The following is a 13,928-nucleotide window of genomic DNA, read 5'->3' on the forward strand; positions in this document are numbered from 1 at the left end:
CAAAGGAGTTGCACCATGCCCAAGGCCACGTACAGCCGCGAGGAGATGAAGCGCCTCTCCTCCTTGAGTCCCTTCGAGCTGAAGGCCGAGTTCATCAAGCTGGCCGAGGCCGAACAGGCCGACAAGCCCGGCCAGAAGGGGCAGGCCGCCCGCGCCATGCTCAACGCGGGCCGCGGCAACCCCAACTGGGTCGCCACCGGACCGCGCGAGGCGTTCCACGCCCTCGGCTACTTCGCCCTGAGCGAGTCCCGCCGGGTGTGGACGGCCGACAACCTGGGCGGCATGCCGGAGCAGGCGGGCGCCGCCGAACGCTTCGAGCGTTTCGTGCGTACGCATCCGGACCTGCCCGGCGTCGAGATGCTCAAGGCGAGCTTCGACCTGGCGGTGGAGCGCTTCGGGTTCGTGCGGGACGACTTCGTGCACGAGATGGCCGACTCGATGATCGGCGACAACTACCCGAGCCCGGACCGGATGCTGGTGCACTGCGAGCAGGTCGTGCGCGGCTACCTCCAGGACGAGATGTTCGGCGGCGAGCCGCCCGCCGACAACCTGAGCCTCTTCGCCACCGAGGGCGGCACGGCGGCCATGTGCTACCTCTTCGACTCCCTGATGAAGAACGGGGTGCTGAAGAAGGGCGACCGGATCGCGCTGATGGTGCCGGTGTTCACCCCGTACCTGGAGATCCCCGAGCTGGACACGTACGACTTCGACGTGGTCTACGTCGAGGCGAGCAGCTTCGCCGAGAACGGCGTGCGCGAGTGGCGCTACCCGACCGAGGAGGTCGCCAAGCTCGCCGATCCTTCCATCAAGATGGTCTGCCTGGTGAACCCGAGCAACCCGCCGTCGCTCGCGCTCTCGCAGCGGGTCACCGACCAGATCAAGGAGATCGTCGCCACCTCGAACCCGAACCTGGTCATCGTCACCGACGACGTGTACGGCACGTTCGTCGAGGGCTTCCGCTCGATCGCCGCCGACCTGCCCCGCAACACGCTGCTGGTCTACTCGTACTCAAAGCACTACGGGGCGACGGGCTGGCGCGTCGGCGTGATCGGCCTGCACGACGACAACGTCATCGACGACATGATCGCCGCGCTGCCGCAGGACCAGAAGGACCGGCTGCACGCGCGGTACGGCACGCTCACGCTGGAGCCCGAGAAGATCCGCTTCATCGACCGCCTGGTGGCGGACTCGCGGCAGGTCGCGCTCAATCACACCGCGGGCCTATCCCTGCCGCAGCAGGTGATGATGGTCCTCTTCTCGCTCTTCGACATGCTGGAGGAGGGCCAGGAGTACAAGCACCGGATCCGCGCGATCGTGCGGCGCCGCCTCGAACTCCTCCTCGAAGGCGCGCAGATGAAGATCGCGGAGGACCCGAAGCGGGCGGCGTACTACATCGAGCTGGACCTGCTCGCGGAGGCGGAGCGCGTCCAGGGCAAGGAGTTCGCGGACTTCCTGGTGCAGAACTACGAGCCGGTCGATCCGCTGTTCCGGCTGGCGGAGCAGACCTCCGTCGTCCTGCTCAACGGCGGCGGGTTCGACGGACCGGAATGGTCCGTGCGGGCCTCGCTCGCCAATCTGGACGATCTCGACTACTTGCAGATCGGGCACCATCTGCGCAAGATCTTCGACGACTACATCGCGGAATGGCAATCCGCGGGCGGAACCCCGAAACCCTGACCCCCCCGGGTCCCAACGGCCCACGCCTCCGTCTCCTTGGGCGACGGGGCTGCATTCCCCCCGTCGACCTTGGGCGTCGCAGCCTCCTTCCTCCGCCCCGTCCCCCTGGGCGGCGGGGCCGCCCTCCCCCTCCCCTTAGCCTCCTCGGGCGACGGGGCCGCCCTCCCACTTCCCCAGCCCCCTTGGGCGACGGGGCCGCCCCAAGGGGGCGAGGGGGGCACCCCCTGCTCGAGCGAAGCCGAGAGCTTGGGGGAGGGCGGGCAAGGGGGCGGCCCCTCCCGCTCCCGGCCCACCCGGGTGCCGCCCCTGGGCAAGCGCCTGCGCTGGGCAAGGGTCTCCGCCAAGGCCGTGAGCTCAGCCCCGGTACCGGACGCTCAGCCCCGCCCGGCTCGGGCAGGAGAGGCCCCGGACCCGCCCCTTTCCCTAAAGCGCTCGCCGCGCGGCCAAGTGCACGGTTCCGTGCAGGAGCATCGTGGCTGAGCGCGCAGTTCCCCGCGCCCCTGACGGGGCACCACCCCCGGTGGGAAACGTGCAGATCCGCACAGTCCCCCACCCCCGAGAGGAGCCCATGCACCCCCGCTCACGCCTCAGCCGCCTCGACCACGCCTGGTTCGAAAGGGTCGCCGCCGCCCACATCCCCGGCGCCGACCAGGCCCTCCCGGCCCTCTCCAGGGCCGCCGACCACAGCCGCCTCTGGCTCGGCGCCGCCGCCGCCCTCACCGCACTGGGCGGCCCCAAGGCCCGCCGCGCCGCCCGCCGCGGCCTCGGCTCCCTCGCCCTCGCCTCGCTCACCACCAACGTCGTCGCCAAGTACGCCGTGCGCCGCCACCGCCCCTCCAACGACCTCGTCCCCTTCGTACGCCGCCCCACCAAGGCCCCCTGGACCTCGTCGTTCCCCTCCGGCCACTCCGCGTCGGCCGCCGCGTTCGTCGCCGGAGTCGCCCTGGAGGCCCCCCGCTACGGCGCGATCCTCGCCCCGGTCGCCGCAGCCGTCGCCTTCTCCCGGGTGTACGTCGGCGTGCACTACCCCGGCGACGTCCTGGCGGGCTGCGCGCTGGGACTGGCCGCCGCGGCCGTCACCTGCTACTGGTGGCCGCCGCGCCCCCCGTTCGTACGCGACGGGCGGACCCGCGTCGAAGCCCCCGCGCTGCCGCGCGGCGCAGGACTGGTCGTCGTCGTCAACTCCGGTTCGGGCAAGGGAGTTCCGGGTCGCCTCCCCGTCGACGAACACCTGCGCATCCTGCTGCCCGAGGCGGAGGTCCTCGTCCGCGAGCAGGGCGAGGACCTGATGGAGGTCCTCGACAAGGCCGTCGTACGGGCCCAGGGCTCGGCCGGTGTCCTCGGCGTGTGCGGCGGCGACGGCACGGTCAGCGCGGCAGCCTCCCGCGCGGCCGGGGCGGGCCTCGCGCTCGCCGTCTTCCCCGCCGGCACCCTCAACCACTTCGCCCTGGACGCGGGCGCGGCCACCTTCGAGGACACGGCGCACGCGGTCCAGCACGGCGAGGCGGTACGGGTGGACCTCGCCCACGTCACCGACGGCGAGGGCGCCGCGGTCACCGACTTCGTGAACACCTTCAGCATCGGCCTCTACCCGGAGCTGGTGCGCCGCCGCGAGAAGCTGGAGGGCCGCATCGGCAAATGGCCGGCGGCCGCGCTCTCCCTGCTCTCCGTCCTGCGCGACGCCACGCCCCTGCACCTGCGCATCGACGGCGAACCCCGCACCCTGTGGCTCCTGTTCGCCGGAAACGGCCACTACTACCCGGACGGCCTGGCCCCCTCCCACCGCCCCCACCTGGACGAGGGCCTCCTCGACATCCGTACGGTCGACGCCGACGCCCGCCTGGCCCGCACCCGCCTGGCGATCTCCACCCTCGGCGTGGCGCTGAACCGCTCCCGCGTCTTCCACACCCAGCGCGTCGAGAAGCTCTCCCTGGACGGCCTCGCCGAGATCGACCTGCTCGCCCACGACGGCGAGACGACCGCCGCCCCGGACTCGCTGCGGCTGACGAAGTCGCGGGGCGCGCTGACGGTCTACAGCCCCGCCGCCGACCTGGGCGAGATCCGGCAGCAGTTCCTCACCGCCACCGCCCACCTCGCACCCCCGGCCGGAACCCCCTCCCCCTGGCAACAGCTCCGGTCACGCGGAGCGTCGCAGTGGCCGGGCCGTCCCACGGAGCCGCCGGACCACACGGGACCGGCCCTGTGACGCCGGCCGGGAGCGCCGCGAGGGCGACGCCGACGACAGCGGCACGCCCAGGGTGACTCCGCCGGAGCCCCCAGCTCCCTCTGCCGCCGTCACCCCTACCGCCCCTCCCACACCCCGCAGATCTCCTCCGTCCGCACCACCCTCGCCACCAGTCCCACCGAATGCGTCAGCACCGCCTCCACGTACTCCTCCGGCACCCCCGCCACCGCGTCCCCCGCCACCACCACCCCGTACCCCAGGTTCACCAGGTCGAAGACGGCGTTCGGCACCGCCACGTTCGCCGACACCCCGGCCACCACCACGTCCCGGCACCCCAGGTTCCGCAGCAGCGCGTCCACCTCCGTCCCCGCGACCGGCGACAGTCCGTGCAGCCGCCGCACGACGAGGTCCTCCTCCGAGACCACGATCGGCCGTGCCACCCGCACCGCCCGCGTCCCCACGAGCTGCCGCACCGGCAACCGTTCCGCCGCCCGGAACAGCCGGGCGTTGCGGTTCGCCCCCCGCCCGTCGGCCCGCCGCTCCGCCACCGCGTGCACCACCTGCACCCCGGCGCCGTGCGCCGCGTCCACCAGCCGGGCGACGTTCGCCAGCATCCCTGACGTCCGCGCCTGGACAGCCAGCTCGGGCAGCGCGCTCCCCTCCCCCACCACCCCTTCCTGGCACTCCACCGTGAGCAGCACGGTCGTCCCCGGACCGAGCTGAGCCACGAGCTGTTCGTACGACGCCATCACGGCACCCCTTCGAGACGCACCCCACCCGGCAGCGGGGGCGCGACCCTAGCGGCCATTGCGCACCGGCGGAAGAGCCCGCATGCTTTCCGCACGTCACACCTGACAACGCATCAGAATCCGTCCCAGGGAGCCCCGATGACCAACGGCACCGACACCCAGCGCCGCGGCCGCCGCATCATGATGACCGCCGCCGAACGCGACGCCTACCTCAGCGAGCAGCGCACCTGCCGGGTCGCCACGGTCTCCGCGGACGGCGCCCCGCACATCGGCGCCCTGTGGTTCGTCTGGGACGGCGCCTCGCTGTGGCTGTACTCGATCACCCGCAGCCGCCGCTGGGCCCAGCTCCGCAAGGACCCCCGCATCGCGGTCGTCGTCGACGACGGCGTCGAGTACGGGGACCTGCGCGGCGTGGAGCTCTCCGGCACCGCCGTCTTCGTCGGCGAGGCCCCCCGCACGGGTGAGCCCTGTCCCGAACTCGACGCCCCCGAGCGGATGTTCACCCAGAAGTACTTCGGCCTGACGGAGATGCCGCACGACGGCCGCCACGCCTGGCTGCGCCTGACCCCGGACGCCGTCGCCTCCTGGGACTTCCGCAAACTGGCCGCCCGGTGACCCGTGCTCCGGGGCTCAGCTCGCCACCCGCTCCCCCGCCGCCGCCAGCGCACCCACCGCGGCCCTGATCGAGGGCCGCCGGTCGGCGTCCGCCCGCCACACCGCGTACACATGCCGCCGCATGGCATGCCGTACGGGAACCACGCTCACCCCGTCGGGCACCGGACCACGTCCGAGGCGGGGCGCGACGCACACCCCCAACCCCGCCTCCACCAGCGCGAGTTGTGTGGCGTGCTCCTCCGCCACATGGGCGAGCCGGGGCTCCACCCCGACCCCCCGCAGCGTCAGCAGCAGCCACTCGTGACAGAACTCGCCCTCCGCCCACGTCACCCAGTCGTCACCGGCGAACTCCGCGAGGTCCACCTCGTCACGCCCGGCAAGCCGATGCCCGACCGGCATCGCGACGTCCGCCGGGTCGTCGAGGAGTTCACGCTTGGCCAGCCCGGCCGGCATGGAGAGCGGTTTGTTGTACCAGTCGAGGACGACGGCGACGTCGTAGTCGCCGCGCACCACGCCCCGGACCGCCGCGTCCGGCTCCACCTCCCGCATCTTCACCCGCAGGCCGGGGTGCCGGTCGCGCAGCGCGGCCAGCGCGGGCGGCAGGAGCCCGCGGGCCGCGGTCGGGAACGCGGCCACCGACAGCTCGCCGACCACCCGCCCCCGCTGCGCCTCGATGTCGGCCTGCGCGCGCTCCGCCTGCGACAGGATGGCGGCGGCGTGCCCGGCGAGCAACCGCCCGGCTTCCGTCAGCCGCACCCCCCGCCCGTTCTTGGCGAGCAGTGGTTCGCCGATCTCCCGCTCCAGCTTGGCCATCTGCTGCGACACCGCCGAGGTGGTGACGTGCAGCCCCTCCGCCGCCCCGCTGACCGAACCGTGCCGGGCGAGGGCGTCCAGCGTGCGTAGCCTCTCCAGATTCAACATGTAAGCAATGCTAAGCGGTGCCGCCACGAAAAGTTGCTTGTGCTACGAGGTGGGATCGGCCCAAGGTTGCGTTCATGACCCCTCCGACCTCGGCCCGGAGCCGCACAGCCGCGCCGCCCGCCCCTCTTCCCGCCCGTTCCCGCCGCCCGGTGCTCGACTGGCGCGTCCGCTTCGCGGTGCTCGCACTGATCTGGGGGTTCAGCTTTCTCTTCATCAAGGTCGGCACACAGGGCTTCGCCCCCTTCCAGGTCACCTTCGGCAGGCTGCTGTTCGGGGCGCTCGTCCTGCTCGCGGCGCTGGCGCTGAAGCGCGAACGGCTGCCGCGCTCGCTGCGCACCTGGGGTCATCTCACGGTCGCGGCGTTCTTCCTGAACGCGCTCCCGTTCTCCCTCTTCGCCTACTCGGAGCTGACGATCCCGTCCACGCTCGCGGGCATCTGCAACGCCACCTCACCCCTCTGGGGCATGGTCCTCTCGCTGGTCGCGCTCTCCGAGGACCGTCCCACCCGCCGCCGCGTGGCGGGCCTGGGGCTCGGCTTCCTCGGCGTACTGACCGTCCTGGGCGCCTGGCAGGGCTTCTCGGACGTCGACCCGGCGGGCACGGTGATGGCGCTCCTCGCCTCCCTCAGTTACCCGGTCGGCTGGATCTACCTGCGCCGCACGCTGGGCGGCGCCAAGGACTCCGCCCTCTCCATGACCGGCGCCCAGCTCCTGCTGGCCACCGCCCAACTGGCCGTCGTCACCCCGCTCTTCACCACCCTCCCCACCCGCGTGCCCCTGCTCCCGCTCCTCTCCGTCGTGGCCCTGGGCGCGCTGGGCACGGGCTTCGCGATGCTGCTCCAGTACGACCTGGTCCGGGAGGTCGGCCCCACCACGGCCCAGATGGTCACCTACTTCATTCCGGTCATCGCGACCGGGGCGGGCGTGCTCCTCCTGGACGAACACCTCACCTGGAACACGCCCGCGGGCGCCCTGATCATCCTCACCGGCGCCTTCCTCACCCAACCCCGCCGCACCCCCCGCCCCTGACTCCCCCACACCCTCGGGCGACGGGGCCGCCCTCCCTCTCCCCTTAACCCCCTCGGGCGACGGGGCCGCCCCAAGGGGGCGGGACGGGCGGGCAAGGGGGCGGCCCCTCCCGCTCCCGGCCCACCCGGGTGCCGCCCCTTGCGTGAGCGCCTGCGCCGGGCACGCTCCTCCGCCAAGGCCGAAACCCCAGCCCCGTACCGGACGCGTCAACCCCGCCCGGCTCGGGCAGAAGAGGCCCCGGACCCGCCCCTCCACCTAAAGCGCTCGCCGCGCGGCCAAGGGGAACGGTTCCGTGCAGATCCGTCGTGGCCGGTCGCGCAGTTCCCCGCGCCCCTATAAGCCCCCCGCACAGTCCCCCTCACCCGTACCGCCTCCCCACCCCCACCTCCCCGATCGCCGCCGCCACCGCATCCGCCACGACTCCCACCTCCCCCACCCCCAGCGCCGACACGGTGACCCGCACCCCCGCCCCCGCCCTCATCCGGAACCGCGCCCCCGGCGCCACCCCCCACCCCGCGTAGAGCAACCGCGACACCACCCCCGTCTCGTCCCCCACCGGCACCCACACGTTCATCCCGCTCCGCCCGTGCGCCCGCACCCCCCGCTCCGCCAGCGCCGCGACCAGCGCGTCCCGGCGTTCCCCGTACGACCGCGCCACCGCCCCGGTGTCCACCGCCCCCGAGGTCCACAGCCGTACGACCGCCTGCTGCAACAGCCGGCTCACCCACCCGGGCCCCAGCCGCTGCCTCCCCCGCACCCGGTCCACGGTCTCCGCGTCCCCGGTCAGCACCGCGACCCGCAGGTCCGGCCCGTACCCCTTGGAGACCGACCGTACGAACACCCAGGGCCCGGCGCCCGCCCCGGCCAGCGGATGCACCGGCAGATCCACGATCCCGTGCCCGTGGTCGTCCTCGACCAGCAGCACCGAGGGGTGCGCCGCCAGCACCTCCCGCAGTTCCGCCGCCCGCCCGGCACCCACCGCCGCCCCGGTCGGATTCTGCGCGCGCGCCGTCACCACGACCGCCCGCGCCCCGCCGCGCAGCGCCCGCTCCACCTCGTCCGGCAGCGGGCCCTCGTCGTCCACCGCGACCGGCACCGCCCGCAGCCCGAGCGCGGGCACGAGATCGAGCAGGGCCCCCCAGCCGGGGTCCTCCACGGCGACCGCGTCCCCCGGCTTCAGATGCACGGCGAGCACCCGCTCGATCGCGTCCAGCGACCCCGAAGCGACGGCCACCGGCCCGGCCGGAACCCCCGCCGCGTCGAAACCCGCCCGCGCGAGCCGCGCCAGCTCGGGCTCGACGGCCTGCTCCCCGTACAGCACGGGCGCCGCGTCGGCCCGCTCCACGGCCCACAGCAGCGCATCGCGCAGCGGGGGCAGCAGGGCCGCGTCCGGATTGCCCTTGCTCAGGTCCCGTACGCCCTCGGGGACGTCCGCCCGCATCGACTCGCGCGCCGTCACGGCGGGCCGCTCCCGGATGCGGCTGCCCCGTCGCCCCGCCGTCTCGATTACTCCGCGCTCGCGCAGAATCCGGTACGCGGAGGCGACCGTATTGGGATTGACCCCCAACTCGGCCGCCAACTCCCGCATGGGCGGCAGGAGTTGGCCCGGTTTCAGGGCGCCCTCACCCACCCCCCGCTCCACACTCGCGGAAATGTCTGCTGCGCGCCTGCCACTGATCCGATACTCTACTAGCACAAAACGCAGTATGCACTAGTGCAATGGAGAGCGCAATGCGGCACACCACCCCAGGGACCGGCACCGAAACCAACACCAGCACCAGCACCAGCACCAGCACCAGCACCAGCACCGACGAAGCCCCGCCCTCGACCGACTACGCCCCCACCGACCGCACCGTCCCCACCCGCTCCCCCGAACGCGCCTCCTACGACCGCGCACTGGTGCACTCGATACTGGACGACGCCTACGTCTGCCACCTCGGCTTCGTCCGCGACGGCTCTCCCGTCGTCCTCCCGACGCTCTACGGCCGGATCGGCGACCGCCTGTACGTGCACGGCTCGACCGGATCGCGCCCGCTGCGCGCCGCCGGGCGCACCGCGCAGGCCCCCGGCATCGAGGTCTGCCTGACCGTCACGCACGTCGACGGCCTGGTGCTGGCCCGCTCCGCCTTCCACCACTCCCTCAACTACCGCTCGGTGGTCGTCCTGGGCACCGCCCGCCCGGTCCTCGACGAGGAGGAGCGGCGCATCGCCCTCGACGCCCTGGTGGACCACGTCGTCCCGGGCCGCTCCCGCGACTGCCGCCCCGCGAACGCCAAGGAGCTCGCCGCGACCGCCGTACTGCGCCTGGACCTCGACGAGGTGTCGGCGAAGGTGCGCACCGGCGGCCCCAACGACGAGCCCGAGGACGCGACGCTCCCGCACTGGACCGGAGTCGTCCCGCTCACCCGCGGTCACGGTCGTCCCGTACCCGCCGACGACCTCGATCCGGCCATCGCCCTCCCCGCCTACCTCAACGCCCTCTGAGCGGGGGCCGCGCCATGCTCATCCACCCCTGGGACGCCCCCGCCGACGACTCCGAGTGGCGGCTGTGGCTCGCCGAGCACTCCTTCGGCCAGCTCGCGGTCAACGGCGTCGACGGCGAACCGCCGTTCGTCCAGCCGCTGCACTTCTCGTACGAGCCCGGAGCCGGCCCGTACGGCGAGGTGCTGACCCACCTCGCCCGCCCCAACCCGATCTGGGCGACCCTCGCCGCGAACCCCCGGGTCCTGCTCAGCGTCGTCGACGACTACGTCTTCGTCCCCGGCCCCTGGCAGGCCCCCGACGGCGCCCCGCCGGAACACGGCACCCCCACCAGCTTCTACACGGCCGTCCAACTCCACTGCACCGCCCACCCGGTGGACGATCCGCACGCCAAGGCGGAGCTGTTGAACCGGCAGATGTCCCGCTTCCAGCCGGACGGCACCTCCGCCCGGGCCGCCGCCGGGCAGGCCCCGTTCGGCCGCATGCTCTCCGGCATCCGGGGTCTGCGGCTCGACGTCACGTCGGTGCGGGCGAAGTTCAAGTACGGCAGCCACAAGCCCGCCGTCGTCCTCGACCGCACGGCCGCCGGACTGGCCGAGCGCGGCGGCCCGCGCGACGCGCAGGCCGCGGCCCATCACGCACGCCGCCGCCCCGCGAACCGGCCCTGAGCGCTCCACAGCGGACCACAGCGGACCACAGCGGCCCTCAGCGGCGCGCGTGCCGGATCTTCAGCCGCCCGAACCCCATCACCCCGGAGATCCGGATCGTCGGCCCGCCGGGCCGGGTGGGGGTCCGGGGCCGGTAGTGCGTGTCCTTCCACCCGGCCCGCACCGCGCCGACGTCGACCACGGCGTCGCGCGGCACGATGAGGGTCGCGTTGCCCGTGCCGACCCGCAACTCGATGTCGACCTGATCCTGTTCGAAGTCGGCCCGGGAGAGGTTGAGCCGTACCTTCCCGAGCGCAGACTCGACCGTGAGCCGTCGCGGCACCCGCCATCGGCCCCGCCGCCGGATGCTCCCGGCGGCGGCGCCGATGGTCGTCGCGGTGCCCGGGTCCTGGGCCGGCAGCCCGGCCAGCGCCGACGCGACCTCGCCGTGCGTGCGCGCGGCCAGCACCCGGTCGAGTCCCGCGTCCAACTCCTCGTGCGTCACGTGCCCGTCGGCGTACGCCTCCTGGAGCCGTCGTACGGCGGCATCACGGGCTTCCTCGCCGATCCGCTGCGCGGGGCTTTCCGGCAGAATGGTCATTCCCGCACGTTAGTGCCCCTCGCGCGCCGATCAAAGCCCTTCGCACGCACGGCAGTCGACCGCCCCGCGAACTGTTCCGCACCCACCGCCCCCTTCGCCCGGGCCGCCGCCCTCACCTCCGCGTACGCCAGCCCCAGCACCGACGCCAGCAGCAGCGACGTACCGGACAGGGTGGCCGCCGTCAGCTCCTCGCCGAGCAGGACGACGGCGATGACCGCGGCGCTGACCGGTTCGAGCAGCATGACCACGGACACGGTCGCCGACCGCACGACCGCCGCCCCGGCGAAGTACAGCGCGTACGCGAGCGCGGTCGGCACGGCGGCGACGTACACCAACAGGCCGACGACGAGGCCGAGTTCCGTGCCGTGCGGCAGCAGTCCCTCGCCCAGCGCGAACGGCAGCAGGCACACCGTTCCGACGGCGAAGGTCCCGGCGCACATGGCCACCGGGTCGCCGCCGCCCCCGTCCCGCCCGAGCCAGCGCGTCAGCAGCGTCATCACCGCGTACGCCCCCGCCGACAGCAGCGCCAGCAGCACGCCGCCGGGCCGCACCGCCCCGCTGTCGCCGCCCAGCGTCAGCACGCCGAGCCCGGCCAGCGCCCCCACGACGGCGCAGATCCCGCCGCCGCCGAGCCGCTCCCCGAGGAGCACCCGCGCCCCCAGCGCGATGAAGACGGGCCCCGCCCCCAGCGTGACGACGGTCGCCACGGCGAGCCCGGTGCCCTGGACGGCGGCGAAGTAGGCGCTCTGGAAGACGGTGAGCGCGAGCCCGGTGGACAGCACCCGGAGCAGCCGCCGCCCCCGCGGCCCGGCCGCGGCGGGCCCGGTACGCCGGCCGGCCGCACCCCGTACGGCGAGCAACAGCAGCAGTCCGCCCGCGCACCGCCAGAACGACAGGGCCAGCGGACCGAGGTCGCTGGCCCCGAAGACCAGCGCGGCCGCAGCCCCGGCGGTCCCCCAGGCGACCCCGGCGACGGTCAGGAACAGCAGTCCCCGCCCGACGGACAGAACGGGCAGACCTGCCCCGGGCACGGCGACGACAACACTCTTGGACACGTGACTTCCCCACGGGAAACGAAGACGGATCGGTTCGCTCGGCTGCGCACGCGGGCAGCGACGAACCGCCCCGGGGCGCACCCCGTGGGCTTCGGTTCCTGGTGTCCCGCGCGCTAGAGGGCGGCGGGAGGGGGAAGTACGAGCGTGTTCGGCATGATCGACACCCTACGGGGCGACGCGCCCGGTGGACAACGAGTTCTCCGCGTCCGGCGCTCCGCCCGCCACCGGCGCGTCACCCGGGGACTTCGGCGTGGACGACTGGGCGATGAACGCGCCGACGAGCACCACCGCGCCGCCGACGATCTGCGGCAGGGAGAGGTGTTCGCGCAGCAGCACCCAGGCCGCCACCGTCGCGATGACCGCCTCCAGGCAGGCCACGACTCCCGCGACCTGCGGCGACAGCTTTCGTACGGAGACGACTCCGGTGACGTACGCCAGCACGGTCGCGATCAGCACGATCCAGCCGAGCAGCAGCCACGCCTGCACCTGGCTGCCGCCCATGTCGACGGTGCCGCCCAGGAGTCCCCACTTCATGTTCCACGGCTGCGCGATCACCGTCAGCACACCGGCGCCGACGAGCAGTCCGTACGCGATCACGCCCAGCGGGTCGGCCGCGTCGTCGCCCTCGCCGCCCTGGTCGGACAGGACGAAGTAGCCGACCTGGCAGCAGGCCGCACCCAGTGCGAGCAGCAGCCCCAGGACGTCGAAGCTGAGCCCCGCCCACACCTCGACCACGCAGGCGAGGCCGCCCACCGCGAGCACCACGCCCACGGCGGCCGCCCTGGTCACCGGCCTGCGCTGCACGAACCGCACCCAGCCCAGCACCAGCGCGGGCGCGAGGTACTCGACGAGCAGCGCGACGCCGACCGGGATCCGGGACAGGGAGGCGAAGTAGAAGGCCTGGACACCGGCGACCGCGAGCAGGCCGAAGCCCGCCAGCAGGGCGGGCCTGCGGCGCACCAGCGCACGGTGCCGCCAGGCGACCGGCAGCATCACGAGCGCCGCGCCCGCCACCCGCAGCCACACCACGTGCAACGGGTCGAGCCCCGCCTCGATCAGCGGCTTGGCCGCGACACCTGATCCACCGAATGCGAGCGCGGAGACCAGGGCAAGACCCAGGCCGACGCTCCTCCCCTGAACGTGCATCGGAACATCATGACAGGACGGGTCAGCACCGTCATCCGAGTGACACCTGTCGAGACGACGGCCCGGCAGCACCCGCGGGGCTCAGCCGGTTCCGGACTCCACGCACAGCCGCCCCGCCAGACCCTCCGCGTCGACCCCCGCGTGCCGCAGCACCTCGACCGCCCGGCACTCGGGATCGGCGGCAAGCGCGGCCAGCAGGTCGGTGCCGCCCGCCCGGAGGTCCTCCCGCGCGGCGGCCCGCGCGAGGGCGGCCGCCATGGCCCGCACGGCGGCCGGCGACCAGCCGCTCACGGGCGTCGCCGACGGCGCGCCCTCCGCCCCGGCCTGCCACCGCAGCCCGTAGCCGATGCTGCGCTGCACGAGGTAGCCAAGGACGCGGGCGAGCTGGTCCGCGCCGGTGAAGGCGGCGCGCACCTCGGGGTCGGTCTCCAGGAGGGAGTGCAGCAGATGGGCGGTGTCGATCTGCCGGTCGCCGTCCCGCAGGGCGCGGCGCCGCGCGCCCGCGACCACCGTGGCGAGCTCCACGGTGAGCCTGGCCTCGATGTCTGCGCGCGGTGGGACGGCCTCTCCGGCACGGAAGGAACCGGCGGGACGTCGGGTGGGGTGGTGCACCCCTCCACCCCACCATCGGCGCCCCGGCGCGGGCATCCGCGCGGGGGAGCATTCCGGCGTCCCACCGGGGTTGGGGACGGCCGCCCGCCCCTCATCCTTGCGGAGGAGATCGGATGAGACTTCCCTGAGAAGGGCACCGAACGGCTGCCGGTCCCCTCCGCGTCGCCCGCCACCGCTGTTGACGGTTCGTCAGTATTGAATGTTCGAGGCC

General features: G+C 73.7%; 13 protein-coding genes. 6 read left to right on the top strand and 7 right to left on the bottom strand.

Annotation, left to right across the window (positions count from 1 at the left end; genetic code table 11):
* Positions 1-15: 15 nt before the first annotated feature.
* Positions 16-1,677 (top strand): bifunctional aspartate transaminase/aspartate 4-decarboxylase, encoded by a 1,662-nt coding sequence (locus ACZ56L_RS31765; RefSeq protein WP_345225185.1) that lies wholly within the window; start codon positions 16-18, stop codon positions 1,675-1,677.
* Between the two features lie 568 nt (positions 1,678-2,245).
* The gene (locus ACZ56L_RS31770) at positions 2,246-3,883 is read left to right on the top strand and encodes a bifunctional phosphatase PAP2/diacylglycerol kinase family protein (RefSeq protein WP_345225184.1); all 1,638 of its coding nucleotides are present in this window, start codon (positions 2,246-2,248) and stop codon (positions 3,881-3,883) included.
* 95 nt (positions 3,884-3,978) lie between these two features.
* On the opposite strand, the gene ACZ56L_RS31775 is transcribed toward ACZ56L_RS31770, so the two are convergent.
* On the bottom strand, positions 3,979-4,611 hold the full coding sequence (locus ACZ56L_RS31775; RefSeq protein WP_471067990.1) for a cysteine hydrolase family protein: 633 nt from the start codon (positions 4,609-4,611) through the stop codon (positions 3,979-3,981).
* Positions 4,612-4,749: 138 nt separating this feature from the next.
* On the opposite strand from ACZ56L_RS31775, the gene ACZ56L_RS31780 reads away from it, so the two are divergent.
* Positions 4,750-5,226, top strand: coding sequence for a pyridoxamine 5'-phosphate oxidase family protein (locus ACZ56L_RS31780; RefSeq protein ID WP_471067993.1), 477 nt, complete (start codon positions 4,750-4,752; stop codon positions 5,224-5,226).
* A 15-nt stretch (positions 5,227-5,241) separates the two neighbouring features.
* Here ACZ56L_RS31780 and ACZ56L_RS31785 read toward each other — a convergent pair whose 3' ends face one another.
* Entirely contained in the window at positions 5,242-6,147 is a 906-nt protein-coding gene (locus ACZ56L_RS31785; protein WP_468688835.1) for a LysR family transcriptional regulator, read from the bottom strand.
* Positions 6,148-6,221: 74 nt separating this feature from the next.
* On the opposite strand from ACZ56L_RS31785, the gene ACZ56L_RS31790 reads away from it, so the two are divergent.
* Positions 6,222-7,175 (top strand): DMT family transporter, encoded by a 954-nt coding sequence (locus ACZ56L_RS31790; protein ID WP_471067996.1) that lies wholly within the window; start codon positions 6,222-6,224, stop codon positions 7,173-7,175.
* Positions 7,176-7,533: 358 nt separating this feature from the next.
* On the opposite strand, the gene ACZ56L_RS31795 is transcribed toward ACZ56L_RS31790, so the two are convergent.
* Positions 7,534-8,871: an aminotransferase class I/II-fold pyridoxal phosphate-dependent enzyme gene (locus tag ACZ56L_RS31795; RefSeq protein ID WP_471067998.1), complete on the bottom strand. Its 1,338-nt coding sequence runs from the start codon at positions 8,869-8,871 to the stop codon at positions 7,534-7,536.
* A 35-nt stretch (positions 8,872-8,906) separates the two neighbouring features.
* Here ACZ56L_RS31795 and ACZ56L_RS31800 point away from each other — a divergent pair, with 35 nt between their 5' ends.
* Positions 8,907-9,659 carry a pyridoxamine 5'-phosphate oxidase family protein gene (locus ACZ56L_RS31800; protein WP_471068001.1) on the top strand — a complete coding sequence of 251 codons (753 nt, stop codon included), beginning with the start codon at positions 8,907-8,909 and terminating at the stop codon, positions 9,657-9,659.
* A 14-nt stretch (positions 9,660-9,673) separates the two neighbouring features.
* Positions 9,674-10,324, top strand: a complete 651-nt coding sequence (locus ACZ56L_RS31805; protein WP_345225173.1) for an FMN-binding negative transcriptional regulator — start codon at positions 9,674-9,676, stop codon at positions 10,322-10,324.
* A gap of 37 nt (positions 10,325-10,361) precedes the next feature.
* On the opposite strand, the gene ACZ56L_RS31810 is transcribed toward ACZ56L_RS31805, so the two are convergent.
* The 4 genes from ACZ56L_RS31810 to ACZ56L_RS31825 form a co-directional block, all read right to left on the bottom strand.
* A complete protein-coding gene (locus ACZ56L_RS31810; protein WP_471068005.1) occupies positions 10,362-10,904 on the bottom strand; it encodes a DUF1707 SHOCT-like domain-containing protein in 543 nt (180 codons plus the stop codon).
* Positions 10,901-11,959: a DMT family transporter gene (locus ACZ56L_RS31815; protein ID WP_345225169.1), complete on the bottom strand. Its 1,059-nt coding sequence runs from the start codon at positions 11,957-11,959 to the stop codon at positions 10,901-10,903. The genes ACZ56L_RS31810 and ACZ56L_RS31815 overlap by 4 nt, the downstream gene beginning before the upstream one ends.
* A gap of 165 nt (positions 11,960-12,124) precedes the next feature.
* Entirely contained in the window at positions 12,125-13,105 is a 981-nt protein-coding gene (locus ACZ56L_RS31820) for an EamA family transporter (protein ID WP_345225167.1), read from the bottom strand.
* 81 nt (positions 13,106-13,186) lie between these two features.
* A complete protein-coding gene (locus ACZ56L_RS31825) occupies positions 13,187-13,717 on the bottom strand; it encodes a hypothetical protein (RefSeq protein ID WP_471068008.1) in 531 nt (176 codons plus the stop codon).
* Positions 13,718-13,928 lie beyond the last annotated feature (211 nt).

This window comes from Streptomyces sp. NPDC039736 (genome assembly GCF_055596485.1).